The organism is Bradyrhizobium sp. USDA3010 (genome assembly GCF_056429065.1).
The window spans coordinates 61,799-87,911 of sequence record NZ_JBWJZD010000017.1 but is presented as its reverse complement, the minus strand read 5'-3'; the positions used below and the strand labels follow the sequence as shown (position 1 = coordinate 87,911).

The window sequence follows — 26,113 nt, the reverse complement described above, 5'->3', positions numbered from 1 at the left end:
TGCTTGCCTTGAGGATTATTGGGTGGCCCCGCATTGAGCAATGGCAAAAACTCATAGCACACAGGCCAGACGGGACCCCGGGGCGTTTTCCACGGCGTCATTGCGAGCGCAGCGAAGCAATCCACTTCTCCGCTTGTGGCGCGATGGATTGCTTCGCTGCGCTCGCAATGACGGCGAGCCAGCCCTAGTCCGCCAGCTGGAAACGCTCGAAGCGGTCGAGCTCCTCCTCGATCCGGCGCTTCAGCTCCTTGCGACCCGCCTGCTTCTTGCCGTTGCCGACCCAGCTCCATTTCTGCATCAGGAGCTTCCGGTTCTGCCGGTCGGTCTTCAGGTCGAGGGCGGCAACGATATCGTCGCCGACCAGCACCGGCAGCGCGAAATAGCCGAACAGGCGCTTCTCCTTCGGCACATAGGCCTCGAACCTGTGGCCATAGCCGAAGAACAGCTCGGTGCGCTTGCGCAGGATGATCAGCGGATCGAACGGCGAGAGGATGTGAACCAGGGCAGGATCGCCCTCGCCGGTCTCCTCCAACACCTCGGGCCGCGCCCAATGCTCCTGCTTGCCGGCGCCATCGAGCGCGATCCGCATAAGCTCCTTGCGGCGCACCCTCGCCTCGATCAGGCTGCGCACCGCCTTCTTGCTCGGCGCGTCCAGGTGGCAGATCGAGTCCAGGCTAACGATGCCCTGCGAGCGCAGCGCGCGGTCGAGCAGATAGGCTGTTCTGGCCGAGGCCGGTGCGGGCTTCGGCGGCTTGTCCCAGCCGAAATGCCTGGTCATCAGCTCATAGGTCTTCAGCATGCCGGCGCGCTCGCTGATCGTGACCACGCCGCCATAGAAGGCGAGTTGCAGCGCACGCTTCGAGGGTTTGCGGCTCTGCCAGAGATGCTCCTTCTCGGTCAGCACGTCGTCATCGATGTCGCGGATGGTCAGCGGACCGGCCCGCAACAGCCGCAGCACCTTGCGCATGTCAGCCGGGGTAACCGACGAGAACCATTTGTGGCCGTCGCGCTTGTGCGCTTTCATCGCCGGCAGGAAGATGCCGATGTCCTTGGACGGAATGTAGGACAGCGCGTGCGTCCAGTATTCGAACACGCTCTTGTCCTGGCTCTGCGCCTGCTTGAGATCGGCGCGGCGATAGTCCGGGATGCGGGTGAACAGGATGTGGTGGTGGCAGCGCTCGATCACGTTGATGGTGTCGATCTGCACATAGCCGAGATGGTCGACGGCGGCGGCCACGGCTGACGCCCCGTCCCCGAACGGCGCCGTTGTATCGAGCCGTTGCGCGCGCAGCCAGATATGGCGGGCGGCGGCATTGTTCAGGGATAAGGGTTCGGCGGCGCGGGGCATTGCCCAGGCAATGTAGTGAGATTCGCGCAGCTGTGGAGAGCCGAGCGGCGCAAATCAGCCGCGCATGATCATCCGCACCTGGACGTGTGGGGCGCTTCGGACCGGCTACTGCGATCCAACGGCCCGCCGCAACCAGGGCACGTCCGCCATCGCCGCCTCGAGCGCGGCGCCTTCCTCATGAAAGACCCGGGACGAATGACCGCCAACCGGAAACCAGCCGCGGCCATCTTCCACGTCCCGCCGATATTCCTCGAAGCCGATGGTCCCTTCCGGGCGAACGAAGATATCGACGCAACGCGAAGCGCCTTCGTCGTTGATCGAGCGGAGGACGCGATTGACGTGGGCCAAGGTGCTCTCCTCTCCGTCGTTTGCCCCTAGCTGGTAAGGGACAGGGCCCGGTATATTCAACTGTGATCCAGATCACATTCCGTGCGTTGAACCGGTCCTAGGTTCCCAGCATCAAAACGACAACAGCCGGATTGGCTGGCCTGACATTTAAGGACGAAATCCATGACCCGCTCCCTTTCTCTGTCTCTATTGACGATCGGCGCTGCGCTGTCGATGACGGCGGGCGTCGCACTGGCCGGCAGCGACACCGTTCCGGCCGCCCAGATCCTCAATGCGCTGAAGCCGAAGTCGGCCACCCGCGGCCTCTCCGCCGGCACGCAGGTCGACCCGGCCGCGTCGGCCAAGGAGGCGAGCTTCCTCAACACCGTTCGCAACCGGCAGACCCGTTCGCTGTCATTGGGCGAACGCCAGGAGATCGCCGACATCGCCGCCAACAAGCCGAAGATCGATCTGGAGATTCACTTCGACTACAACTCGGCTGACATCGCCAAGGGCTCGACCCAGGCGGTGCTGGAGCTCGGCAAGGCGCTGTCGGACGCCAGCATGAAGGGCTCGACCTTCATCGTCGCCGGCCACACCGACGCGATCGGCAGCGAGGCCTATAACCAGGATCTCTCAGAGCGCCGCGCCGACACCATCAAGAACTATCTGGTCGAGCATTACGGCCTGAACGGCTCTGATCTCGTGACCGTCGGCTACGGCAAGACCCGGCCGAAGGATCCGAGCGCGCCGATGGACCCGACCAACCGCCGCGCGCAGGTCGTCAACATGGATACCAAGACGGCGTCGCAGTAATCTCCCCAACTTCCGATCCGCTTGCCGCGCCGGCCGGCGGATCGCTTGTTCCGAGAGATTCAAATCCAGCTCTGGAACAGCATCAGCCGATTGAAGGTCGCCATCGACGTCCCGATAGCGGCAACCGTGATCGGCAGCATCGCGATGAAGCCCGCGCATCCCACCGCCACGAAGGCCCACAACAGCCAGCGCGGCGCCCCCTTCCGCGTCAGGGCGTAGACCAGCACGAAGCTCGCGGTGGTCGCAGCCGGCAGGTAGTAATAGATGAAGCCAAGCGTGCGCGGCAGCAGCGCCCAGGCGAGATACGGGCCGAGATAGAACGCCAGCACCAGAAACGCATCGCGGCTGCGGGTCACGATCCAGTCGCGTAGCGCGACGATCAGCGCGATCAGCGCCGGCCACAATATCAGCGGATTGCCGAGAAACACGACCGCGGCGAACCTGTCATCGCCGGCCTTCTCGAACAGATACCAGACCGGTCGCATCAGGAACGGCCAGGACGGCCATGCGCTCATATAGGTATGGCCCGCGATCGCGGTCGTGGTGTTGTCGGCAAAGATGCGGCGTTGTGCCTCGACGAGGTCGGTGAACGAGAAGCCGTACAGCGGCACGAAGCTCGCGAGGTAGACGGCCGACGGGATCAGCACGAAACAGACGATGAAGTGGGGAACACGGAAATCCGGCCACAGGTCCGGCCGGTACCAGTCCTCGGCATTGGCGTCGGCGAAGCGGGTGCGCCAGCCCTGCATCAGGCGGATCGCCGCGACGATCGCGATGCAGGTCGCGAGCATGAACAGCCCGCTCCATTTACAGGCACAGGCAAGCCCCGCGAAAATTCCCGTCAGCGCGAAGGCAGCCTGCGGCCGCTTCTGCCTGAAGCCATGGATGAAGGCCGCGATCGCGAACAGACAGAAGGCAAGCGCGAAAATATCCAGCATCGCGATCCGCGACTGCACGAACAGCATCTGGTTGAAGAAGGCGAGCAGCACCGCTGCGATCGCGCGCTCCTGCGAGGCGAACAGCGCGAGGGCACCGAGATAGACGGCGACCAGCACGAGCGCACCGAACAGCGCCGCGGGATAGCGCCATCCGAGCGGCACGTCGCCGAATGCCTTGATCGACAGCGCGATGATCTCCTTGGCGAGCGGCGGATGCATCGGGTTGAGGATCGGGCCCTCGATCACCGGCAACAGCATCTGGCGCGCCGCCGGCACGTAATGCACCTCATCGAAATAGAGCTTGTCCGGCGTGGTGATCCCGAGCAGCAGCACGACATGGGCGACGACGAAGATGATGGCCGCGACGATCGCCGTGCGCGCGACTGGACGCCGCAGAACAGAAGGAGATTCGGATGCGATGATCAAAGGGCGAGCACGCTGCGAGGGGAACCAGTGTGAGCGAAGTGTGAGCTACGACGGCCACGAGTGTGATGTATGTGACGAGTGTGATCAAATCTCACGTTGATGTCCGCAGCCGCGAGCATTTTCGAATCCATCGACACTCACCATCCGGCGCAACTCAACACGGCTTGTGACAATTATACAATATCAGCTGCGTCTGCGATCCGGTACGATGAGAGGGTTAAGTCGATTGGTATTGCAATGAATTCGCGCCACAGCTTTTTCTCCTTACTTGCACTCGGTCTTGCGGTCGCACTGACTCCCGTTCAGGCGCAAACACGTGTCGGCGAAGCGGCCATGGTGAAGAACGAGGTCGTCCGCGTTGCGGCCGCGACCACGCCGATCAATGTGGGCGACGCGCTGCTGCGCGATGAGACGGTGCGCACCGGCCTCGAGAGCGCCGCGCGGCTGGTGATGGCCGACAGCACCAACCTGTCGCTCGGACCGAATGCCTCGCTCAAGCTCGATCGCACCGTGTTCGACGACGAGCATCACTATCGCGATGTTGCGATCCGCCTGACCTCGGGAGCGTTTCGCTTCGTCACCGGCCATTCGGAGAAGGCCGCCTACACGATCACGACGCCGCTTGCGACCATCGGCGTTCGCGGCACGGTGCTCGATATCCTCTCACAGCGCGGCAAGACCACCGTGGTGTTGCAGGAAGGCGCATCGACGGTGTGTACCTCGAACCGGCAATGCATCGATCTGACGCAGCCCGGCGACACCGCGATCATCACCTCGGGCGGCGGCCGCACCACGATCCAGAAGACCAACAACCCGCCCTAGACCTTCGCTGCGACCTGCACCCAGGCCGCGGGGCTCTGCACCGTCACCCAGTTCGCGGACGCGTCGCCGGTGACGCCGCCGGTCGCGGACGACCCGACCGGCATGCTGTGCGGACGGTGAGCATGGTGCGGCATATCCATCACCTGGTCCTGTCGGCGGTCCTGACCATGGCACTGTCGCTCACGATGCTGCAGGCGGGCGCTGCGCCGGCTCAGGCGCAGAGTCCGACGCCGAACTGTACGAATCCCGATACGCTGTCAGCGTCGTCGAACTGTACATCGACCCCAACGCCGACACCGACTGCCACACCATCGCCAACGCCGACCCCCACGCCTGTGCCCACGCCGACACCGACGCCCAGCCCGTCGCCGACACCGATCACCGGCGCGCCGTCGAGCGGCAGTTCGATCAACAACCTCGCCGACCAGCGCTTCAACCAGATGATCACCAACCGCGTGCTCGGATCGGTGCTGCTCGGCGTCAACGAGCAGGTCAATTGCGACGACTGCATCAGTGCCTTCGGCTCCGCCGGCTCTTTCTCGGCCGGTATCCATGGCCGCAAGACCATCACGCCGAATTTGTCGCTACTCGCCGGCATCGCCTACACGCAATATGGTGAGGGCGGCTACAACGTCACCAGCGCGCCGATCGGCGCCTTCGCGCTGCGCTACGACTTCGTCGACTGGGGCTCGTCGCGGCCGTTCTTCGATATCGGCACCATCCTCTCGCCGTCGGAGAAAGTGCGCTACACCCGCAGCTACGCGACCAGCCTCGGCCCGGTGTCGGTCACCGGCGAGACCTCGAGCGAGAATTACGGCGTCTATGGACGGGCGGGCTGGATCAACCGGCTGTCGGCGCGCGACGAGGTCGCGGCTTCGATCGAGGTCTGGCAGCTCTGGCAGCGGGTCAAGGGCTACAGCGATCCCGCAATTGCCTTCAACCCGTTCGATGCGACCATCGCCGACGGCACCGATCGCACCAGCCTGGTCAAGATCGGCGGCCAGTGGACGCATCTGTTCGGATCGAACATCGAAACCAACATCAATGGCGGGTGGGTGCAATCCTTCGCCACCCATTCCGGCATCGTCGCCACCGTCACCGGCGATGGCACCATCGTGCCGACGATTGGCAACCAGGGCTGGTTCGAATATGGCGGCCGCGTCGGCTTCCGCATCACCAAGGGCTGGATCGCCGACCTCTTCCTCAACGGCACCGCCGGACCGCAGCCGGTCAGCAACACGCTTCACGGCGGCGTGGGGCTGCGGATCAGTTATTAGGACTGGGCCGCTGATCCGGACCCGCACCGTCGAGCGACCGGATCAGCGACGACGCCGGTCTCCATTCAATCGTTATCCCAATAGCCATCCGAGTAGCCTTCCCGGTACCCGGATCGATAACCGTAGTCATATCCGCCCGGATATTCGTCGCCGTATTCGTACACGTGACGATGGTAGTGGACGACAGGGGCCGGCGAATAATAGTCCCTCTCGTAGACATAGGCTGGAGCCGCACCGGCAGCCATGGTGGAGCCTAACAGGGCGCCCACGGCCAAGCCGCCGACGATGCCGACGGCCACCGCATCTCCCCGCCGGCCACGTGCCGTGGCTTCTGTCGACGCAAGACATCCCGTGACGATCACCGCCACGGTCGCAAAAACAGCTACTCGTTTCATTGAAGCATATCCTTGTTCGCGTTCAACAACCGCGCCGCCTTTAGGCGGCGATCGACAGAGCCCCTCTAGAACGTGACGAGCTCCTTGAGCTCGCTCCTGACGAATCGCGGCACAACCCGTCGGGCCACGAAATCATTCCAATCCTTGAACTTTGACTTTGCTCTCGCCTCGGTAATCGCAGTGACGCCGCGCACGCTAAGGTGCGGAAGCTTCACTAGCTCGCTGACAGGAGCAGTGTTGAGGTTGATCTTGTCGGCGCGACCGATCGACGGCCGCGTTGCGGTTGCCGGGTGAGTTGAACCGGTCATTGATGGAGATGTCTGCGCGACCGCGGTGGCACCGATGATTCCGCAAACGCCGAGGCTGATGCAAACCAACCTGATAAGCATGGACCGCTATCCTTCGTGATATGACGCCCTTGACCCCGCCGCCGATAAAGCGGGAGCCGATTACCGCAAGATTACGGACGCGATCATCACGGCGGCATTCCGGGAATAAGCCGGATCAACGCAGCACGACGAAGAGCGTTGCTGCTCCATGATCCACCAGCATGTTGGCTCCTGGATCGGTCGTCTGCGGCGCATTTCCGAGCGGCTGATTCTCCGGCAGCGCGACATCCGGCTCCGTGCGGAGTGGCGGATCTGTTTGCGGAGAAACATGTCCTCCGCCCTGACCGGCATCGTTGACGAGGCTTGACGGTGCATCGTCCGGCTCACGAAGCGGCGCCACCAGGAATGCAACGAGGTTTCGCTTGATGCCTGGAATTCCGAACAGGCTCGATTGAACGGAAAACTCGCGTTTGACATAGCTTCCGGCGTGAGCCGCCATTCGCCCGGTCCATTCAAGGCAATCGTCCTGGTCATCGAAACAGAGCGCTGCCCAGCCGCGCTCCAGTGTCACCTCGCGAGGCAGTGCCAATGAATATTGGTAGGCGAAAGGGTCGCCATAATGCGGGTGATCGGCGCTGTAGAAGGCCACCGCAACCCCGAGGCTATCGTTGCCGCCGACGATCGACAGCGGCGTGCCCATCTGCTCGTGCCACAGGCGGGTGAGCTTGTCTGCGGCCTGGTGATAGACGTTTCGCCCTTCCTCATAGCCGTAGCTGTTGCGGTAGAGCGCGTGGGCTGGGGCCGCCATCACGGCGGCGACGATTGCTATTCCGGCAACCAGGAGCGCTGCATTGACCGTATAGAACCGCTCGATCGGATAGCGCGTGCTGCACACGACCGGCACGGCGAGCAGGAACAATCCCTGAAGCGCCCATAGCGACGGCAGGTCGGTGCCGAGCGATATGGACGTGATGAAAGGAAGAGCGATCGTGCCGATCGCGACGTGGCCGATGAGCTTCAGATTGGGATCCGCCGCAGCGAGATCCCGCGGAAGGCGCTTGATCCGATACCCGGCGATCATCGCCCACGTCACGGCGGACACGCTTGTCGCCGCGGCAAGGCCCAACAGGAAATTGACGGCATCCCGCAGCGAGTGGGGGAAATCGGCTCCCACATGCGTCGCGGCATAATGGACAGGCTCCGCGCCTGTCGTCGCCAGCCAGTGCAGATGCGGAGATAGCGCAATCAGCCCGACAGCAGTGGAGATCCAGGGCGAACTGGACGTGAAATAGGCTCGCCGCGAGGGATGGATGATTGCCGACAACGCGAAGCTGGCGATCAGGAAGAAGGAGTAATACTTGCCCAGCATTGCAAGCGACGCCGTGCCCCCCGCAGCAATCGCCCAGAGCGGCGCCCTTGTTTCAAAGGCGCGCAGGAAGCAGTAGGTTGCGAGCGGCCAGACCGCGAGCAACACGGCGTTGGCGTTGAAGCGCTGCGCATGAAACTGGTATGCCGGGGTCAGCATCAGCAGGAGCAGCACGATCAGGCGCTTGTGCCCGGTCACGAACCTTCTTGCAATGAGGTCGACGAACCACAACGCCAACGCTGCATTTGTCATCGCCATCAGTTGCAGCGACCAGTCGGTGAGCGGAAAGACCGAGGTCCACGCACCCGTCGTCCACCCCATCAACGGCGGATGCTTGGGATAACCCCATGCGAAATGCCTGCCATACGTCCAGGTCTCAAGCACGTCCGGATGCAGGCCGGCGCCGTGATAGGCGACTGACAGGTACACCGTCCAGATGCCGACGAAGCAGGCGAGCAGCAGCGGCGCCGACCACCCTGCCTCTATTCCCTCCAGCCATCGATTGAACGGACGGCGCCATGACGCCGGGCTGCGATCTGACCGCTTGGCCATCGCTGAGAACGCAAAATCGACCGGCATATTGTTCGGAAGCCTGGGGACGGAGATCGGAAAGCGCGATGCGAGCCGCGTTGTCCGCCATGCTTTTCACAGCGACCATTACGATAGCCTGACGTGGGTCCGTTCATGCCTCAGTCAACGTAATCTTGCGCGCGCCGAAGCACCGCCATTCGCCGGTCATGTTGATCGACGTCTCTGGCGGGGAAATCGCCGAGAGGGGATGCGCATGCGAAAGCTCGCTCGCTGTCATGACGCTGATCGGCTCTGGAGCATTGACGTGTGCGGTGCCCCTGATTGAGTCTTTCGGACCGGCCCCGATCAGGGGTCGATCCGATCACCACGGTCATTCGCGGATGGCCGATCGAGCCACAAAAAATGCCAATCACATCAACGCATTCGTGTGGACACCGCAGTTTTCTTGCCAGCCGTAATCTTATTGTAATCCGTCCGTAATGGTAGAAGCCGGGGTTTATGCTTGGGAGAATGCGGTGCGAGTTCTGGTCGTGGAGGATGACCCTCAGCTTGGGCCATGGCTGCGGGATACCTTGGCTACGGCCTTCGGCGCATCCGACATGGTCACGACGCTTGAGGAGGGTCGCGCCGCAGTCGCCGTGCGAAGCTTTGAACTCGTGGTGATCGACCGTGGGCTGCCGGATGGCGACGGTCTGGCCTTGCTGCGCGACCTGAAGCAGCAGAAGCCCAGCCCCGCGACGATCGTGCTGACGGCGCTTGATGACCCCCTTGATATTGCGCGCGCCCTCGACGGCGGGGCGGACGACTACGTGGCCAAGCCATTCGAACCGATCGAGCTGATCGCGCGAGCCAAGGCGGTGCTGCGACGTCTCTTTCTGGATCGAGGGGCGATCGTTCGCATCGGCAATCTGAGCTACGACGTCCTCAATCGCGAGGTCTGCGTCGATCACGCGCCCATTGTTGTCCCCCGGCGTGAACTGGCGATTCTGGAAGCGATGGTCCGGCGCATTGGGCGCGTCGTCCTGCGCGAGACCCTTGAAGTTGCCGCTTACAGCTTTGACGACGAGATTCAATCAAACGCGATCGAGGCTCACGTTTCGCGGCTGCGCCGTCGCCTCCGCGCGGCCAACTGCAAGGTCGTCATCAAACCGGTCCGTGGCCTCGGATATCTGCTGAGTGGCGAATGATGATTTTGAAGTGGCAAAGGCTCAAGCGGGTCCATCGCTCAATCGCGGTGCTGTCCGCGACGCTGATCGGCGCCGTGACGACCATCATGCTGCTCTGTGCAGCGGCGCTGCTGATCCGATTTGGCGGCGACGATGACGGCACCTGGGCCGCCGCCGACGTCGCCGATGCATTGAAGGAAGCTGTCATCCGCAACGAGACCGGGCAGCTGGCTCTCAAACGGACCTCGAGGCTGGACGAGATCACCCGCAATTTCCCGACATTCTGGTATGTCGTGTCCGACAAGAGTGGAGAGGTCAGCTACGGCCCGATCCCGAAGTGGCGTCCACAAAAGACCCAGACATCGCGTGACGGAACGAGTTTCCTCGCCTACGCGTTTGACGGCGAAACCACGAATCTGAAGAAGATGTCGGCGGTCAGAAATACGCCTGTGGGTGAGGTGTGGATTGAGACCGGCGGCGTGGCCTATACGGCCGCGCAACTGACGACCGGAATGCTCACCGATGCGACGATCGTTGCGCTCCCTATCATCCTGGTCCTGGCGGCGACGGCGTTTACCGCGATGGTCTTCGTGCCGACGCTCATTGCGCGCCCCGTCCGGGCCGTAGCAGCGGCCGCCGAGATGATCGATGGCGTTTCGGACGGCCGCCGACTGCCGGAACAGGATGCACCAGCCGAGCTCTTGCCCCTCGTCGCGGCTTTCAATCGCGCGCTATCGCGAATAGACGTCGCGTCGAAATCGCAACGAAATTTCCTGTCGAATGCGGCACACGAACTTCGTACGCCCTTGACCAATGCGCGCACCATACTCGAGCAGGTCGAGGACGCTCCGTTGCGCGCCAGGCTGATAGCCGAGAACCAGAAGCTGTCGTCGATCGTCACCATGCTGCTCCAGCTCGCGCGCATCTCTGCGGAACCTGCCGAACTGATCGAGATGGATCTTGCGGCGCTGGCGCGCAGGGTTGCGGCCGAACACGTGCCGATGGCGCTGAAGAACGGAAGCGATATCGAGTTTACCGAGCCTCGTCACCCTGTCTGGGTGCGTGGCTCGGAAACCGCGATCGCCGTCGCGCTCTCGAACCTGATCCGAAACGCCGTGACGCATGGCAGCGCAGGTGGCTCCGTTCTCATCGAGGTCGGAGCACCAGCGCGGTTGAGCGTGATTGACTACGGATCGGGACTCCAACTCGGTCAGCCCGAGCTGCTGCTGGAGCCCTTCAAGCGCGGCAACACCCGCACGGAAGGAACGGGGCTGGGGCTTTCGATCGTCTCCCAGGTGATGACCACCCATGGCGGCACCGTTTCCCTCTGCGAGACGCCTGGAGGCGGCACCACGGTCGAACTGAACTTTCCGGTCCCGGGCTGCCGGCAAGCCGACCTGCCTCAGGGGAGAAGAGCCGCCCAGGCCATGACCGAAGTCCGGCCGGACGGCATCTCCGCAGCCTGAGGTGCTGTCTTAATGCATCGTGCGGCGGCTCAGGCGGTGGCCGCCGCGGCCTGCGCCTTCGTTGCGGCCTCGAGGTCCATCCACATCACTTCCCAGATGTGCCCATCGGGATCCTCGAAGCTGCGGCCGTACATGAAGCCGAAATCCTGCTTCGGCGACGGATCGGCCGTGCCGCCCGCGCCCTTCGCCTTGGTCACGTAGCCGTCGACTGCGTCGCGGTTGTCGGCGGAGAGACAGACCAGCACTTCGCTCGTGGTCTTGGCGTCGGCGATCTTCTTCGGCGTGAACTGCCGGAACTTGTCGTGGGTCAGCAGCATGACGAAAATGGTGTCGGAGATCACCATGCAGGAGGCAGTCTCGTCGGAGAATTGCGGATTCTTGGTCGCGCCGATCGCCTCATAGAAGGCGGTGGCATGGGCAAGGTTGCTGACCGGCAGGTTGACGAAGATCATTTTGGGATTGGCCACGCGAAGAACTCCTGTTGGCGGGGTTGTGCCCCGAGGACGAACCGCATATCCGGATTCCGACATCGCCGCGCAGATTTTTCTTGCGGCGTCCTGCCGCAGGCTGCTTCAGGTCACGATCGGCGTCGGCATGATCAGAAATGCCCGTGTCACATGCCAGAACAGCTCACGATTGATGGCCAGCGCCACCGAATGGGCGGTGCCGGGCAGGATGATGAACTGCCGGTCGCCATTCGGCAGCTTGTTGAAGAACTCCTCGAGATCGGGGACCGCCGCGATCCCGTCATACTCGCCGCGGACCAGCAGCACCGGCGCCAGCACCTTCTCCGGATGCACCACCGGCAGATTGGCGGTCATGTCGAGATAGGTGCCGGTCGGGATCTGGTCGCCGAACTGCATCTCGACATCGGCCAACACTTCCACCACCGCGGGGTCCGACGTGCCCGGCCTGTCGCGGGTCGCGATCGAGCGGATCATGTCGCGGTCGCGCGTGCGCATGTTGTGGCTGCGGTAGTAGGCGAGTTGCTCGGCGCGCTTCGCCAGTGTCGGCGAGCCCTCGCCCTTGTAGGTGAAGGCGGCGAACACCAGGCGATCGATACGCTCGGGCGCGGCCATCGCGAAGGCACCTGCCCGCAGCGCGCCGGAGGATTCGCCGATGAAGTGATATCGCCGCTCGCCGGTCTCGCGCGCGATCACCTCGACCGCGGCCTTCAGATCCTCGACGCCGCTCGCGATATCCGCATTGCCTGAGGTGCGGCCCGACTTGCCGTAGTTCTCGTGATCCATGGTCCAGCAATCGAAGCCGTAGCGCGCAAAGACATTGAGCAGCGAATACTCGCCCTTGCCGGGCACCGTGAGGTCGAACACCCTCGACGTCACCGACGAGCCGTGCACGAAGAACACCACAGGCCGCGCCGGCTCGCCCGGCTTCGGCGCACCGACCCGCTTGCGGAACATCCACAGCGGGATGTCACCCTTCTTCGCCCAGTATTCGTTGCTCCATATTTCTCCCTCAGCAGGAACTGCGGTCGCGGCCTGCGCCGGCGCCGCGCCGAGCGCACCGGCTGCTGTCGCAACGCCGATGCCTTTGATGACGGTGCGCCGCGAATGATCTGCTGGCGTCATGGTGCGCTCCCTTCCGGATTTCTTCGTCCGATCCGGTGCGATCGAGCATAGCAGCACGCATGACCGGTTGCGCAGCGGGCGCATCTCGCGGCCGCAGATGCGATGCACGATTTTGTGAACGCGGTTTCCGGCAATCGGCGCGGACGACGGACGGACTTGGTCCTAGTCTCCGCCGCGGTCCGACCGGAAAAATCCGGCGAGATGCGGGAGCGAAGAATGAGCAGCAATCTCACTGACGAAGAACTTGCCGCCTTGATGCCCTCCGAACTGTGCCAGTACCAGACGCCGATCCCGACCCAGATCGTCTCCAGCGACGAGTTCTATCCCGACCCGCAGAACGAGCGGCAGCGCGAGGTCGAGGCACGTCTGCTGGCGATGGCCGACGATCTCGGCGGCAAGCAGGGCCTCGATCGCCGCCGGTTCTTCCAGACCGCAGCCGGCATGGCCGCTTCCTTTGTCGCGATGAACCAGGTCTACGGACCGTTGTTCGACGTGACGCCGGCCGAGGCGGCAACGCCTGCGATGGCGCAAGAGCGCGCCAACGGATTGAAAGACCAGTTCATCATGGACATGCACACGCATTTCCTGCGCGACGACACCCGCATCATGGGCTTCGTGGAAATGCGCAAGGCGGTCGGCAAGGCCGGCTGGAACAAGGAGCTCAACGATCACGAGCAGACCATCGAGGATCTGAAGTTCAACAACTACAAGAAGGAGATGTTTCTCGATTCCGACACCAAGATCGCGCTGATCTCCTCGGCGCCGTCGGATATCGAGCAGGACTGGTTCCTGACCAACGAGCAGATGGCCGATGCGCGCAAGAAGATCAACGACGAGGCCGGCTCGCGCCGCGTGTTCTGTCACGCGATCTTCACGCCCGGCCAGCCCGGCTGGCTCGACGAGCTCGATGCTGCGCTGGCCTTGAGGCCGGAATCCTGCAAGGGCTACACGATCGGCGACAACACCCACAAGGAGATCAGCCGCTATCCGTGGCGGCTGGACGACGAGAAGGTCGCCTACAAGGGCTATGAGAAGATGGTGAAGGCGGGCATCAAGAATGTATGCGTGCACAAGGGACTGTTTCCACCCGGGATCGAGAAGCAGTATCCGAATTTGCGCGGCTTCGCCGACGTTGCCGATGTCGGCCAGGCGGCCAAGGACTGGCCGCAGCTCAACTTCGTGATCTACCACTCGGCCTATCGCCATGTCGGGGGCGATCCCAAGGTCGCGCTGGCCGAATTCGAGCGCACCGGCCGGATCGCCTGGACCTCCGACCTCGCCGACATCCCTGCGCAGTACGGCGTCAGCAATGTCTACGGCGATGTCGGGCAATTGTTCGCGACCACGCTGGTCGCCGAGCCAAATGTCTGCGCCGCGCTGATGGGGACCCTGATCAAGGGCCTCGGCGCCGACCACGTCTGCTGGGGCACCGACGCGCTGTGGACCGGCGCGCCGCAATGGCAGATCGAGGGCCTGCGGCGGCTCGAAATCCCCGAAGTGATGCAGAAGAAGTTCGGCTATGCGCCGCTCGGGCCCGCCGACGGCCCGGTGAAGACGGCGGTCTTCGGCGACAACAATGCCCGGCTCTACAACATCCAGCCGAAGCGCGCGATGCTGGACATCAAGGGCGACCGCTTTGCGATGATGAAGACGCAGTATGAGAAGGCAGGCGCGGAGCCGTCGAATACGCGCTACGGCTACGTGGTGCCGAACGGGGCGATCGATCACCGGGTGTTTGCGTAGTCTTCAGACGCCGTCATTGCGAGCGAGCGACGCAATCCATCGCGCCGCGCATCGGATGGATTGCTTCGTCGCTTCGCTCCTCGCAATGACGGGGCTACTTCCCCGTAAACTTCGGCTTGCGCTTCTCGGCGAATGCCTTCACGCCTTCCCTGAGATCCTCGCTGTCCCTGACCTCATCGAGCAGCCGCCGCGCGTCGGCGACTGTTTCAAGGGGTCCCTTCGGCATCGCCTCGCGGGCGAGCTTCTTCAGCGCGCGGACCACCAGCGGTGCATTGCCGGCGATCTTCGCAGCCATCTCCCGCGCCAGCGCGAGGTGCTGACCTTTCGGCGTGACCTTGTTGACGAAACCGATCTGGAAGGCGCGTTCCGCCGACATCTCGTCGCCGACCAGCAGAAACTCCATCGCGATCTTGTGCGGCATCCGCGCCATCACCGATGAGACGCCGCCCGCAGTGGTGCCGATCTTTCCCTCGGGGTAAATGAAGCGTGTCGTCTCCGACGCCACACACAGATCGGCCATCTGGACCAGCACGAAGGCGCCACCCACGACCCAGCCGGATGTCGCGGCAATCACCGGCTTGTCCAGCTCGACGCCGAGGCCGGGCACGGCGTGCCACATGTTGGCGGGGAGATCACCAACATCGGCGCCGACTGAGAAGTACTTTTCCTCCGCCGAAGCCAGCACTGCGACACGATCGTCGCTGTCCCGAAACCGCAGCCAGGCGTCACGCAGCTCGGTACACAACGCGTTGTTGAGCGCATTGTGCTTCTCGCTGCGTGCCATCGTGATGGTCGCGACGTGGTCGGCGCTCTCGTAACGAACGAGCGACATGCTGGCCTCCCTGCTTTTGCTGTTATTGTCTTTCGAGGCGGCTGCGCCGCGACGCTATTTCTTCTCGTCGGGATGCCGGTGCACCGGATCGACCCAGAGCACGTTCTCCGGCTTCTCGACCGGCTCGATGTCGAGATTGATCGCGACCGCCTCGCCGTCGGAACGCACCAGCACGCATTCCAGCACCTCGTCGGGACTGGCATTGATCTCCTGATGCGGCACGTAGGGCGGCACGAAGATGAAATCGCCGGGACCGGCTTCGGCGGTGAATTGCAGCTTCTCGCCCCAGCGCATCCGCGCCTTGCCCTTCACGACATAGATGATGCTTTCGAGATGGCCGTGATGATGCGCGCCGGTCTTGGCGTCCGGCTTGATGCTGACGGTACCCGCCCACAATTTCTGCGCGCCGACCCGGGCGAAATTGATCGCGGCCTTGCGGTCCATGCCGGCGGTCGACGGCACGTTGGGATCGAGCTGATTGCCGGGAATCACGCGGACGCCGTCGTGCTTCCAGCGCTCGTCGTCGTGATGGTGATGATCGTGGTCGTGGGAATGGGTGTGATCGTGGGAACCGCTCATCGTTCTTGCTTTCGTTGCTCAAGTTTCGTGCGTGGAACGCTACCGAAAAGCGGCCCTGCAGGCGAGCGCAAAATCGGAACATCGCCATGTGCCGGCGCGTTGTATTAGCGTATTCCGAAGGAGTTATTTCATGGGTAGCACGACCGACAAGATCAAGGGCACGGCCAATGAGGCGATTGGCAGATTCAAACGGCGTCTCGGCAAGATCACCGGTTCTCCGGCGATGCAGGGCAGAGGCGCGATCCTGGAAGCCAAGGGCAAGGGACAGAAGGCGCTCGGCGGCGTCAAGAGCATCGTCAGGCACGCCGTCGACAGGGTGACCGCAGCGGCTCACTGGCCTCGCTGAACGAGAGACGAGACGGCCGGTCCCATCGAGCCGGCGGTTTGGGCATGAGCGAGGTTGGTCAGTCGCGCGGGCGCGAATGCGTCAGTACGTCGGGATTGACGACATTCGTCGGCGTACCCGCATTGTAGGCGACGATCTGATCGAAAATGTCGGTGAACTGGATCTCGTATTCGTCGCGCGAGACGTAGCCGAGATGCGGCGTGCAGACCACATTGTCCATGTTGAGCAGCGGATCCGACGTGTCGCGCAGCGGCTCCTTCTCGTAGACGTCGACCGCGGCCATGCCGGGCCGGCCGGCGCGCAGCGCGTTGACCAGCGCGCCCGGCTCGATCAGCGGCGCGCGGCTGGTGTTGACGATCAGCGCGGTGTCTTTCATTCGCGCGAGGTCTTCCGCCTTGACGATGCCGCGCGTTGCGTCGACCAGCCGCATGTGAAGCGACAGCACGTCGCAGCGGGCAAAGAAATCGGCCTTGCTGGCCGCGGTCTCATAGCCATCGGCGCGCGCCTTCGCCAGCGCCGCCTCGCGCGCCCAGACCAGCACGTTCATACCGAACGCCCTGCCATAGCCCGCGACCACCGCGCCGATGCGCCCATAGCCGTAGATGCCGAGTGTCTTGCCGCGCAACGTATGGCCGACGCCGATCTGCCATTTGCCCGCTTTCAGCGCCGCCATCTGCTGCGGGATCGCGCGCATCGCCGCGAGGATCAGGCCCCAGGTGAATTCGGCGGTGGCGTAGGACGGCGTGTCGGCATGCTGGCCCGACGACACGATGATGCCGAGCCGCGTGCAGGTGTCGATGTCGATGTGCGGATAGACGCTGCGCTGGCTGATCAGCTTCAACTTCGGCAGACGTTCAAGCAGCGGGGTGCGGATCTGGGTGCGCTCGCGGATCAGCACCAGCGCATCGGTGTCGCTCAGCCGTTCGGCTAGCGCATCGACGTCCTGGACATGATCGTTCCAGATCGTGACGTCGTAGCCGCCGAGCTTGCGGAAGCAATCGAGGGTGCGCAGCGTGTCGAAATAATCGTCGAGGATCGATATCTTCATCGCTGCGCCCCTCTTGTTACGGCCGGTTACCTGACGGCCTTCAGGTCATTTTACGCCAAGCAGCTCGACGTCGAACATCAGCGTGGCATTCGGCGGGATCACCCCGCCGGCGCCGCGCGCGCCGTAGCCGAGGTTCGGCGGGATGATCAGCGTGCGCTTGCCGCCGACCTTCATGGTGGCGACACCCTCGTCCCAGCCCTTGATCACGTGACCCTGGCCGATCGGAAACTCGAACGGCTCGTTGCGGTCGACCGAGGAGTCGAACTTCTTGCCCTTCTGGCCGTTCTCGTAGAGCCAGCCGGTATAGTGCATGACGCAGGTTTGGCCGGTCTTCGGCGAGGCGCCGGTGCCGACCTTGCTGTCGATGATCTGAAGGCCTGAAGCTGTGGTCATGGGCTTTCCTGCGGTTTGGGCCATTGCCGTCCTGCCGGCAACGGACGTGGAGACTGCCGCCGCAAGGCCGGCGAACGCAGTCGTGATGATCGTGCGTCGGGAAGATCGCATCTTGCACCTCTCGTGAAGGACGGCCGTCTCTAGCCCAGCGCGGGCGAAATCCCTAGCCGCTTTTTCAATGACCGGCCATGCCGCCATCGCGGTCCAGCGCAAAATCGTCGAGCAACGGCGAGCTGCTGCCTGCGATGAGATCGCCGATCAGTTGTGCCGCCAGATAGGAAAAGGTGATGCCGTTGCCGCCATAGCCATACGCCGCATAGACACGCTTCGCGCCGGGCACCGGACCGATCAGCGGCAGCCCGTCGCTGGTGGTGTCGAACGTGCCGGCCCAGCGGTATTCGATCTCCGTTGCGGCGAACGGCCAGAGCGCGGCGAGACGTTGCACGAGCCGCCGCGCCTTCTCCCGGATCAAGCGGTCGCGGGCATCAGGCGCGATGATCTCATCGCTGTCCTCGCCCCCGATGATGATGCGGCCCGCTGGCGTCGTCCGGGCGTAAAGATAATCCTTGGCGTTCTCCCAGATCAGCGCGCCATCCTTCCAGATGTTCTGTGGCTGCGGCGTAGTCGCAATCGCCCAGCTCGAGGACACGGCCTGGACCGTCGACCGAACGATATCCGGCATCACATAGCCGGTCGCCAGCACGACGGCCCTCGCGGCAATTTCGCGACCGTTCTCGAATCCCACGGTCACCGCTTCGCCGGCCGGATCGAACGCTATGGCCTCCGCATCGAACTGCCGCGCACCGCGCGCGCGTGCGAGGTGAAGCAGTCCGTAGGCAAGTTGGAGCGGATCCGCATCTGCCGCGCCGGGCGAGACGATCGCGCCTGCGCGCGCTATCCGGTAGCTCTCGAGCAGTTGTCGATGATCGAGGAAGTCGCCGGGCAGGCCGGCGCGGCGGCGGAGCCGATGCTCGTCGAGTAAGTCGGCTACGGAGCTGCCGGCCGCCAGATAGAGCGAGCGCTTCTTTCTGATCTCTCCGGGCAGCTTGTGCTCACGAACCAGCGAGATCAGACCGGTCACGGCATCGATGCTGGCCCGATAGGCGCGCGCAGCCCGATCGAAGCCATACATCGCGGTCAGTTCGACAAGCGGGCGGTCGATCTCCCACAACAACATCGCGGTGCTGGCTACAGTGCTGCCCCGGCCCGGACGCTCTCGATCAACAATGACGACGTCTAGCCCCTGACGGGTCAGGCGCTCGGCGACCAGCGAGCCGGTGATGCCGGCGCCGACGATAAGCGCATCGCAGCCGAGATTCTCCGATAGCGTGGGACGCGATGGTGGCGTTGCGGCGACAAACCACGGCGAGACGCCGCCGCGCAAGTCGGCCTGGTCAGTATCATCTGAATCGAGGGAGCTGATGACGGTCCTCGCGGGAAAGGGCTTCCAGCACCAATCTCTGCGAGAACAGCTTGTTCCTGCAGCGCATATCCGGCCCTGCGACCTGCGACATTCAGTAGCCGAGCGCGCAGCCGTCCTTGCGCGGATCGGAGCCGCCGGTCAGCGTGCCCTTGTCCCAATCGATCCAGATGCCCTGGCCGCCGCCGAGCGGCGCGACCACGCTGGTGGTCTTGTGGCCGATCTGCTTCAGGCCTTCGACGATCTCCGCCGGCACGCTGTCCTCGAGCTGGTAGACGCCCTCGTAATGCAGGCCGCGCGGCATGTCGATCGCCTCCTGAATGTCGCAGCCATAGTCGAGCATGTTGGTCAGCACGCGGGTCTGGCCGACCGGCTGATACTGCCCGCCCATCACGCCATACGGCATCACCGCGCGGCCGTTTTTTGTGGCCAGCGCCGGGATGATGGTGTGCAGCGGACGCTTGCCCGGCGCGATGCAGTTCGGATGGCCGGGCTGGATGCGGAAGCCGCCGGCGCGGTTCTGCAGCAGGACGCCGGTCTTGTTGGAGACGATCGCCGAGCCGAACGAATGCGCGATCGAGTTGATGAAGGAGCAGACGTTGCGGTCCTTGTCGACCACCGTGATGTAGACGGTCGAGGGATTCATCGGCGGCGCAACGTTCGGCAATTCGAGCAGCCGGTCCATCCGGATGTTCTTGATGTGCTCGTCGGCGAACTCCTTGGAGAGGATACCGGCGACATCGACATGCGCGTGCTGGGGATCGCCGATGTACTGCTCGCGCATCATGTAGGCGATGCGTGCCGCCTCGGCCTCGAGGTGGAAGCGCTCGATGCTGAGCGGCTTGAACTTGGTCAGGTCGAAGCGCGACAGGATGTTGAGCATCACCAGCATGGTGATGCCGGGGCCGTTCGGCGGGCACTGCCAGACGTCATAGCCCTTGTACATCGTGCCGATCGGCGAGGTCGTCTCGGTCGAATGCGCCGCAAAGTCCTCCAGCGTGTGCAGGCCGCCGATACCGCGCAGCGTGTCGACCATGTCGGCGGCGATCTCGCCGCTATAGAAGGCGTCGCGGCCCTTTTGCGCGATGGCGCGCAGCGTCTTGCCGAGCTCGGGCTGGCGGATCACGTCGCCGGCGACCGCGGGCTTGCCGTGCGGCAGCAGATAGCGCTCGGTGTTGGTGCCGTTCTTCAGCTTCTCAAAACCGTTCTTCCAGTCGAAGGCGATGCGCGGAGCGACGACATAGCCCTCCTCGGCGGCCTTGATCGCGGGCTGCAGCAACCGGTCGAAGCCGAACTTGCCGTGATCCCTGAGGATCACGTCCCAGGCGTCGATCGCGCCGGGAATGCTGACGGCATGCGCCGAGGTCAGCGGCACCGAATGGATCTTGCGTTCGAGGTACCACTCGGCGGTGGCCGCCATCGGCGCCCGGCCGCTGCCGTTATAGGCCGTGATCTTGCCCTCGCCCTTCGGCTGGATCAGCGCAAAGCAGTCGCCGCCGATGCCGGTCGATTGCGGCTCAATGACGCCGAGCAGCGCACAGGCCGCAACCGCAGCGTCGGCGGCCGTTCCGCCCGCGCGCATCACGTCGATGGCCACCAGCGCCGCCTCCGGATGCGACGTTGCAACCATCGCGTTCTGGGCGTGGACCGTGGAACGGCCGGCGAAGTGGAAATTCCTCATAACGGAGAGCTCGCTTGATCGTGAGGGTCTGATGCTGCTGCGGCAGGTGGATGCCAAGGGGATACGAAGTACATGGCACATTCGTCCCCGGCAGGGCAATGCATGGTATGCCAGAGGAATTACCCCGATAATGCATGGCTTTGCGGGGTTTCGCCGGTCTGGCGGGCCTGATAAACACCCCGGCCATGCCCCTCAAGGTCGCCGCCTTCTACCAGTTCGCCGCGCTGCCCGACTTCCGCGCACTGCGCGAGCCGCTGCGCGCGCTCTGCACCGGGCTTGATCTCAAGGGCAGCGTGCTGCTCGCACATGAGGGCATCAACGGCACCATCGCCGGCAGCGACGAAGCCGTCGATGGTTTCGTCGCTGAGCTCAGGCACGGGCCGCTGTTCGGCGGCCGCCTCGACAATCTCGAGCTGAAATTCTCCGAAGCCGCGCAGATGCCGTTCCAGCGGCTCAAGGTGCGGCTGAAGAAGGAGATCGTGACGCTCGGCGACACCACGGTCGATCCGGCGCGGCAAGTCGGCACCTATGTCGACGCCGGCGACTGGAACGAACTCATCGCCTCGCCTGACATCATGGTGCTCGACACCCGCAACGCGTTCGAGGTCGCGATGGGCAGTTTCGAAGGCGCGGTCGATCCCAAGATCGCGAGCTTTGGACAATTCAAGGAATTTGCCGCGCGTCAGCTCGATCCCGCGAAGCACCGCAGGATTGCAATGTTCTGCACCGGCGGCATCCGCTGCGAGAAGGCGAGCGCCTATCTGCTCGCGCAAGGCTTCAGCGAGGTCTATCACCTCAAGGGCGGCATCCTGAAATATCTCGAGCAAACGCCGCGGCAGGACAGCCGCTGGCGCGGCGACTGCTTTGTATTCGACGAACGGGTCGCGCTCGGCCACGGCCTGCGTGAACGTAGGCACGAGGACGCCGTGCATGAATGACGCGGCAAAGCTGAGCGAACGGATCGATGCGCTGGAGGTCCGCCTGACCTACCAGGATGAAGCCATCGAGACACTGAACCAGACCATCACGGCACAATGGAAGCAGATCGACGCGCTGACACGCCAGCTCGCCGAGTTGCGCGATCGGCTTCAGGAAGCCGAACGCCAGGCGCCGGGCCCCGCCAACGAGCGCCCGCCGCACTACTGATCGGTATCGCCGGAGCCCGGTGGCGCCGGATTACATGTTGCTCACCTGACGCATCGGCTTTGCGCCGCTGAAGAACAGGCTGGACAACCGCTGCACCATCGCCGTCGCGCGGCTTCCCTCGAGGCCCTGGCGAACACATAGCAGGCGCTTCTGCAACGGAAGCTCCGGCAGATAATAGTCCTTCGCCGAGATCAGCGAGGACGGGATCATCCGCTCGGGGCATGCCGTCAGGCCGTATCCGGCCCGTGCGGCTTCGAGTCGCAGCTGGTGGTTCGGGCTCCTGAACACGATCTTGTACGAGATGTTGTGCTTGGCGAGCGTCCGGATCATCCAGTCGTCACCCGGCCACGCCAGGATCGGGATCGGGGCGCCCGGCCGCAGAACAAAATCGCGTGACCGTACCCAAACCGAGCGCTCTTCGGCCTCGGCGGCGATCGTCACCTCGTGTTCGTTCTCCAGCGAAGGGTTGCTGTAGACGAAGGCAATGTCGATGTAGCCGTCGATCAATCCTCTGATGACGATCGGCGACATGTCGGCGTGAACCAGCACGTCGGCGAGTGCGTCGGCCGGATGCAGTTTGAGGAATTCCTCGGCGAGCATCGTGCTTATTCCGAGCCGCAGCGGCTGCGGTCCTTCGTGATTGCCGCCGAGCCGAAGCAATTGGTCGTTCGCTTCGAGGATTCGCCTTGCCTGCTGCACGGCAACCTTGCCGAGCTCCGTCGTCGTGGTGCCGTTCGCCGTTCTGACGAAGAGCGCGCCGCCGACCAGGCTCTGCAGTCGCTTGACCTGCGAACTGATCGCCGGCTGACTGAGGCCGAGACGCTCGCCGGCCTTCGATAGACTTCCCGTCTCTGCGATCGCAACGACGGTGCGAACGATCTCTGTCGGAATATTCAAATGCTGACGTGGTCTGTGCATCGCGAGCCCTCCAATCTCAGCACGGGACGCAATTACGTTCTCCAGTATGTGATTCAGCTATACTAACATTTGGTTGCACTTTCGTTTAGTTTCAATTTGTCGCGCTGCCACTGCAATTGCAGGCCTTATGTATTGTTACGTGCATTGCCACGTAGTGCTACGGTATCGGACGACTGCATCTGCACACACACGCAGCACCTCAACCCAATCAGACCCCGGGTTTCTGCGGACACAGCATCAAAAATCCTGATCGCCCCATAACGTGTCGCCCACCCAATAAGTTTGAACGCTGCCATTCATCTGGATTGAGGTCACTGATTCGCGGAAGCGTTTTCATAGTTTTCCTTAATCAAAGCCTCGCAACGTGGCGCCCCAGTTTGCGTTTCGAGGTATGCCATGACCAGGTTATTTCGGTGTCGAAGCGGCGCTTCTGCTGTCGAATTTGCGCTGATGCTGCCGCTGTTTCTCGCCTTCATTTTCGGCATCATTGTATTCGGTTCGTATCTCGCGATGGTGCATGGCGTCCAGCAACTCGCCGCCGAAGCGGCGCGGTCGTCGATCGCCGGAATGACCGACACTGAACGCAACAGCCTCGCGACGAGCTACGTCACCGCCAACGCATCGACCTACCCGCTGCTGGTAGCCAGCAATCTCACCGTCAATGCCGCACCGTCCCCATTGAACGCCAACGTCTACGTCGTGACCGTCAACTACAACGCGGCCGGCAACTTCATCTACAAGCTGCCTTTCGTCCCCGCTCCGGCGAGCACCATCGTCCGCTCCGCTGCGATCCAGTACGGGGGATTCTAGCATGAGCGGCATCCTCATGCTGATGCGGCGCTTCGGCGCCGACGAACGAGGCAACTTCGCGATGATGTCGGCCGGCCTGATGACGCTCCTGATCGGGTGCGCCGGGCTTGCCATCGATCTCGGCACGATCTTCGCCGACCGGCGCAAGACCCAGAGCACCGCCGACCTCGCCGCGATCGTCGCTGCCGCCAATCTGAGCAATCCGGTCAACGCCGCCTCCGCGACGGTGACGCAGAACAACTATCCGGCCAGCGCGCTGGTCAAGGTCGAGACGGGGACCTACACCGCAAACAGCGCCATCGCGCCGCAGGCCCGTTTCGTGACCCCGGCGGTCAGCATTCCGAACGCCGCGCGCGTCACGTTGACGACCAAGACCCCGCTTTACTTCGCGCGCTATCTGACCGGCGCGAGCAGCTTCAACATCACGACGACCGCCACCGCGACGTCGACCGAAATGGCCTCGTTCGCGATCGGGTCGAGGTTGCTCTCCGTCAACGGCGGGGCGCTCAACGCGCTGCTCGGCTCCATGCTCGGCACCACGCTGTCGCTCTCGGTGATGGACTACAATTCGCTGATCAGCGCCAAGATCGACGCCCTCGACTTCCTGTCGGCGCTGGCAACCCGGGTCAACCTGACCGGCGTCACCTATGGCGACCTCTTGAGCAGCAACCTCAAGGTCGGCGATATCATGGCGGCCGCGCTGACCACACAGCAGATCACCAACGGCGCGGGCGCCGCGACCACCGCACTGTCGACGATCTCCCAGGCCGTCACCGGCTCCTCAACCAAGATTTCGCCGGGCACCCTGATCGATCTCGGTCCCTTCGCCAACCTGACGGTGGGCCAGAAACCGAAGGTCGGCGCCAGCGTTTCGGTATTCGACCTCATCGACACAATGGCGCAGATCGCCAACGGCAGCAATCAGATCGCAACCTCGATCGATTTCGGTCTGCCAGGCCTTGCCGCCGTATCCGTGATCGCAACGGTCGGCGAGCGACCGGTCGGCTCGAGCTGGATCGCAATGGGTACCCAGGGCGTGAGCGTCCACACCGCGCAGACCAGGATCCTGGCGACCATCAATGTGCTCGGCTCGGGCAGCATCGCTTCGATCAATCTGCCGGTCTATGTCGAGGTCGCCTCGGGGACCGCGACGCTCAATGCGGTGTCCTGCGGTCATCCGAACATCAACACCTCGCAGGTGACGATCGGCGTGACGCCGGGGATCGTCGACGCCTGGATCGGCAAAGTCACGGTCGCCGACATGACCAACTTCACGACCAAGCCCAATCCGCCGCCGGCAACGCTGGTCACTGTGTTGGGCATCCCCGTCACCGGCCTCGCTCATGCCGGCATGGGCAACACCACGCCGACCAACGTCAACTTCAGCTACAGCGAGATCCAGTCGGGGACGAAGAAGACGGTGACGACGACCAATTTCCTGTCATCGCTGACGGCAAGCCTGCTCGGTAACCTCACGCTCAACATCGCTGGCATTCCGATCCCGGGCTTGGGCGCGCTGGTCATGAGCATTCTCAACGCCGTGACGAGTCCGATCGATCAGGTGCTGGCGTCCCTGCTCTCGGCGCTCGGCATCGGGCTCGGCCAGGTCGACGTCTGGGTGCTGGGCATCCGCTGCGACGGTGCGGTGCTGGTGAACTAGGGGCGTTCGGGCATCACATCGGGGTAGGAGACTGGCGTGAGTACAACAATAAAAAGATACAAGATCGACAGCCAACGAACCGTCCTGATGAAGCGCGGCACGATCCTCTTCCGCAACGCCAGCGTCGGATGCCTTGTGCTCAACATCTCGACCGGCGGCGCGGGGCTGGCCGTGGAAAGCGATGCCGCAATTCCGTTCGCATTCGATCTCGAGATCGAGAGCGAACCGATCCGGCGGCACTGCATTCTGGTCTGGCGGCTGCAGCGCCGGCTCGGCGTGACCTTCGAGTTTGACCGGGTGCCGCGCCCCGAAGGTGGTCCGGTCTAGCCGGTCCAGCGCATCACGATTCGGCGATTCCTGCCGCGACGATCGCGCCCCACGACGCGGGCGCGGTGCGCTTCGAACCACCGCTCCGCAGTGAGCCGCTCCTCGCACGGCTGAACCCATTTCGCATCGTGGTTAGCGATTGCTGGGATATAACAGCTAATTGTCCCGATTGCCGTCGTGCTTCGACGGCGCGGGTTGCGTGGCGCTGACCGGATCGGAGGCCGGGAAGGTATCCTCCAGCCCCTCCTTCAATCGGGAGCGCGCCTTGCGGTCGGCAGCCCGTGCCTCGTGCGGCTTCTCGGCGTGCTTGTCATGAGCAGCAGGATCGAATTTCTGGTCCATGTCGTCCCTCCATTCCGGGGGACAACGCACCCGCGCAAACCGGGGTTCCAGAACCGCCTTGGCCCATTGCGC

The 26,113-nt window shown here is 63.5% G+C and carries 28 protein-coding genes; 12 read left to right on the top strand and 16 right to left on the bottom strand.

Annotation, left to right across the window (positions count from 1 at the left end; all coding sequences use genetic code 11):
- Positions 1 to 184 precede the first annotated feature (184 nt).
- Together AC066Y_RS24420 and AC066Y_RS24415 are read right to left on the bottom strand one after the other, a co-directional pair.
- On the bottom strand, positions 185 to 1,348 hold the full coding sequence (locus tag AC066Y_RS24420; protein ID WP_478276095.1) for a winged helix-turn-helix domain-containing protein: 1,164 nt from the start codon (positions 1,346 to 1,348) through the stop codon (positions 185 to 187).
- 105 nt (positions 1,349 to 1,453) lie between these two features.
- Positions 1,454 to 1,696, bottom strand: coding sequence for a hypothetical protein (locus tag AC066Y_RS24415; RefSeq protein ID WP_478276094.1), 243 nt, complete (start codon positions 1,694 to 1,696; stop codon positions 1,454 to 1,456).
- Positions 1,697 to 1,858: 162 nt separating this feature from the next.
- Here AC066Y_RS24415 and AC066Y_RS24410 point away from each other — a divergent pair, with 162 nt between their 5' ends.
- The gene (locus AC066Y_RS24410) at positions 1,859 to 2,491 is read left to right on the top strand and encodes an OmpA family protein (protein WP_478276093.1); all 633 of its coding nucleotides are present in this window, start codon (positions 1,859 to 1,861) and stop codon (positions 2,489 to 2,491) included.
- Positions 2,492 to 2,550: 59 nt separating this feature from the next.
- Here AC066Y_RS24410 and AC066Y_RS24405 read toward each other — a convergent pair whose 3' ends face one another.
- Complete coding sequence (locus AC066Y_RS24405) at positions 2,551 to 3,855, bottom strand: phospholipid carrier-dependent glycosyltransferase (protein ID WP_478276092.1); 1,305 nt, start codon at positions 3,853 to 3,855, stop codon at positions 2,551 to 2,553.
- 333 nt (positions 3,856 to 4,188) lie between these two features.
- On the opposite strand from AC066Y_RS24405, the gene AC066Y_RS24400 reads away from it, so the two are divergent.
- Complete coding sequence (locus AC066Y_RS24400) at positions 4,189 to 4,677, top strand: FecR family protein (protein WP_478276091.1); 489 nt, start codon at positions 4,189 to 4,191, stop codon at positions 4,675 to 4,677.
- Here AC066Y_RS24400 and AC066Y_RS24395 read toward each other — a convergent pair.
- Positions 4,674 to 4,811 carry a hypothetical protein gene (locus AC066Y_RS24395; protein ID WP_478276090.1) on the bottom strand — a complete coding sequence of 46 codons (138 nt, stop codon included), beginning with the start codon at positions 4,809 to 4,811 and terminating at the stop codon, positions 4,674 to 4,676. The genes AC066Y_RS24400 and AC066Y_RS24395 overlap by 4 nt on opposite strands.
- Between AC066Y_RS24395 and AC066Y_RS24390 the strand changes: the two genes are divergently transcribed.
- Positions 4,800 to 5,954 (top strand): hypothetical protein, encoded by a 1,155-nt coding sequence (locus AC066Y_RS24390; RefSeq protein ID WP_478276089.1) that lies wholly within the window; start codon positions 4,800 to 4,802, stop codon positions 5,952 to 5,954. The genes AC066Y_RS24395 and AC066Y_RS24390 overlap by 12 nt on opposite strands.
- 65 nt (positions 5,955 to 6,019) lie before the next feature.
- Here AC066Y_RS24390 and AC066Y_RS24385 read toward each other — a convergent pair whose 3' ends face one another.
- Together AC066Y_RS24385 and AC066Y_RS24380 are read right to left on the bottom strand one after the other, a co-directional pair.
- Entirely contained in the window at positions 6,020 to 6,349 is a 330-nt protein-coding gene (locus tag AC066Y_RS24385; protein ID WP_478276088.1) for a hypothetical protein, read from the bottom strand.
- Between the two features lie 504 nt (positions 6,350 to 6,853).
- Positions 6,854 to 8,596: a glycosyltransferase family 39 protein gene (locus tag AC066Y_RS24380; protein WP_478276087.1), complete on the bottom strand. Its 1,743-nt coding sequence runs from the start codon at positions 8,594 to 8,596 to the stop codon at positions 6,854 to 6,856.
- 494 nt (positions 8,597 to 9,090) lie between these two features.
- Here AC066Y_RS24380 and AC066Y_RS24375 point away from each other — a divergent pair, with 494 nt between their 5' ends.
- Positions 9,091 to 9,762, top strand: a complete 672-nt coding sequence (locus AC066Y_RS24375; protein ID WP_207835567.1) for a response regulator — start codon at positions 9,091 to 9,093, stop codon at positions 9,760 to 9,762.
- Complete coding sequence (locus AC066Y_RS24370) at positions 9,762 to 11,207, top strand: sensor histidine kinase (protein ID WP_478276152.1); 1,446 nt, start codon at positions 9,762 to 9,764, stop codon at positions 11,205 to 11,207. The genes AC066Y_RS24375 and AC066Y_RS24370 overlap by 1 nt, the downstream gene beginning before the upstream one ends.
- A 29-nt stretch (positions 11,208 to 11,236) precedes the next feature.
- Here the strand turns inward: AC066Y_RS24370 and AC066Y_RS24365 are convergent, their stop codons facing one another.
- Both AC066Y_RS24365 and AC066Y_RS24360 read right to left on the bottom strand, forming a co-directional pair.
- Positions 11,237 to 11,659, bottom strand: a complete 423-nt coding sequence (locus AC066Y_RS24365; protein WP_478276151.1) for a VOC family protein — start codon at positions 11,657 to 11,659, stop codon at positions 11,237 to 11,239.
- 120 nt (positions 11,660 to 11,779) lie between these two features.
- Positions 11,780 to 12,796, bottom strand: coding sequence for an alpha/beta hydrolase (locus tag AC066Y_RS24360; protein WP_478276086.1), 1,017 nt, complete (start codon positions 12,794 to 12,796; stop codon positions 11,780 to 11,782).
- 216 nt (positions 12,797 to 13,012) lie between these two features.
- Between AC066Y_RS24360 and AC066Y_RS24355 the strand changes: the two genes are divergently transcribed.
- Positions 13,013 to 14,539: an amidohydrolase family protein gene (locus AC066Y_RS24355; RefSeq protein WP_478276085.1), complete on the top strand. Its 1,527-nt coding sequence runs from the start codon at positions 13,013 to 13,015 to the stop codon at positions 14,537 to 14,539.
- A gap of 94 nt (positions 14,540 to 14,633) precedes the next feature.
- Here the strand turns inward: AC066Y_RS24355 and AC066Y_RS24350 are convergent, their stop codons facing one another.
- Together AC066Y_RS24350 and AC066Y_RS24345 are read right to left on the bottom strand one after the other, a co-directional pair.
- Positions 14,634 to 15,371 (bottom strand): enoyl-CoA hydratase/isomerase family protein, encoded by a 738-nt coding sequence (locus AC066Y_RS24350; RefSeq protein ID WP_478276084.1) that lies wholly within the window; start codon positions 15,369 to 15,371, stop codon positions 14,634 to 14,636.
- A 54-nt stretch (positions 15,372 to 15,425) separates the two neighbouring features.
- Entirely contained in the window at positions 15,426 to 15,950 is a 525-nt protein-coding gene (locus AC066Y_RS24345) for a cupin domain-containing protein (RefSeq protein ID WP_076866333.1), read from the bottom strand.
- 130 nt (positions 15,951 to 16,080) lie between these two features.
- On the opposite strand from AC066Y_RS24345, the gene AC066Y_RS24340 reads away from it, so the two are divergent.
- Positions 16,081 to 16,296, top strand: coding sequence for a CsbD family protein (locus tag AC066Y_RS24340; RefSeq protein WP_478276083.1), 216 nt, complete (start codon positions 16,081 to 16,083; stop codon positions 16,294 to 16,296).
- 58 nt (positions 16,297 to 16,354) lie between these two features.
- Here AC066Y_RS24340 and AC066Y_RS24335 read toward each other — a convergent pair whose 3' ends face one another.
- The 4 genes from AC066Y_RS24335 to ggt form a co-directional block, all read right to left on the bottom strand.
- Positions 16,355 to 17,344 carry a D-2-hydroxyacid dehydrogenase family protein gene (locus AC066Y_RS24335; protein WP_478276082.1) on the bottom strand — a complete coding sequence of 330 codons (990 nt, stop codon included), beginning with the start codon at positions 17,342 to 17,344 and terminating at the stop codon, positions 16,355 to 16,357.
- Between the two features lie 45 nt (positions 17,345 to 17,389).
- Positions 17,390 to 17,848: an FKBP-type peptidyl-prolyl cis-trans isomerase gene (locus AC066Y_RS24330; RefSeq protein ID WP_173641166.1), complete on the bottom strand. Its 459-nt coding sequence runs from the start codon at positions 17,846 to 17,848 to the stop codon at positions 17,390 to 17,392.
- A gap of 64 nt (positions 17,849 to 17,912) precedes the next feature.
- The gene (locus AC066Y_RS24325; protein ID WP_478276081.1) at positions 17,913 to 19,121 is read right to left on the bottom strand and encodes an NAD(P)/FAD-dependent oxidoreductase; all 1,209 of its coding nucleotides are present in this window, start codon (positions 19,119 to 19,121) and stop codon (positions 17,913 to 17,915) included.
- A 130-nt stretch (positions 19,122 to 19,251) separates the two neighbouring features.
- The gene (gene ggt, locus AC066Y_RS24320) at positions 19,252 to 20,838 is read right to left on the bottom strand and encodes a gamma-glutamyltransferase (RefSeq protein WP_478276080.1); all 1,587 of its coding nucleotides are present in this window, start codon (positions 20,836 to 20,838) and stop codon (positions 19,252 to 19,254) included.
- Positions 20,839 to 21,023: 185 nt separating this feature from the next.
- Between ggt and trhO the strand changes: the two genes are divergently transcribed.
- Positions 21,024 to 21,776 (top strand): oxygen-dependent tRNA uridine(34) hydroxylase TrhO, encoded by a 753-nt coding sequence (trhO, locus tag AC066Y_RS24315; protein WP_478276079.1) that lies wholly within the window; start codon positions 21,024 to 21,026, stop codon positions 21,774 to 21,776.
- A complete protein-coding gene (locus AC066Y_RS24310; protein ID WP_050401697.1) occupies positions 21,769 to 21,984 on the top strand; it encodes a SlyX family protein in 216 nt (71 codons plus the stop codon). Before trhO ends, AC066Y_RS24310 begins: the two co-directional genes overlap by 8 nt.
- A 30-nt stretch (positions 21,985 to 22,014) precedes the next feature.
- On the opposite strand, the gene AC066Y_RS24305 is transcribed toward AC066Y_RS24310, so the two are convergent.
- A complete protein-coding gene (locus AC066Y_RS24305) occupies positions 22,015 to 22,902 on the bottom strand; it encodes a LysR family transcriptional regulator (RefSeq protein WP_478276078.1) in 888 nt (295 codons plus the stop codon).
- Positions 22,903 to 23,298: 396 nt separating this feature from the next.
- Here AC066Y_RS24305 and AC066Y_RS24300 point away from each other — a divergent pair, with 396 nt between their 5' ends.
- From AC066Y_RS24300 to AC066Y_RS24290, 3 genes are read left to right on the top strand one after another with little or no spacing between them, the layout of a single operon-like run.
- A complete protein-coding gene (locus AC066Y_RS24300) occupies positions 23,299 to 23,712 on the top strand; it encodes a TadE/TadG family type IV pilus assembly protein (RefSeq protein WP_229166077.1) in 414 nt (137 codons plus the stop codon).
- 1 nt (position 23,713) lies between these two features.
- Positions 23,714 to 25,372: a pilus assembly protein TadG-related protein gene (locus AC066Y_RS24295; protein WP_478276077.1), complete on the top strand. Its 1,659-nt coding sequence runs from the start codon at positions 23,714 to 23,716 to the stop codon at positions 25,370 to 25,372.
- A gap of 36 nt (positions 25,373 to 25,408) precedes the next feature.
- Positions 25,409 to 25,699: a PilZ domain-containing protein gene (locus tag AC066Y_RS24290; RefSeq protein ID WP_478276076.1), complete on the top strand. Its 291-nt coding sequence runs from the start codon at positions 25,409 to 25,411 to the stop codon at positions 25,697 to 25,699.
- 156 nt (positions 25,700 to 25,855) lie between these two features.
- On the opposite strand, the gene AC066Y_RS24285 is transcribed toward AC066Y_RS24290, so the two are convergent.
- Positions 25,856 to 26,041: a hypothetical protein gene (locus AC066Y_RS24285; RefSeq protein ID WP_478276075.1), complete on the bottom strand. Its 186-nt coding sequence runs from the start codon at positions 26,039 to 26,041 to the stop codon at positions 25,856 to 25,858.
- Positions 26,042 to 26,113: the final 72 nt, after the last annotated feature.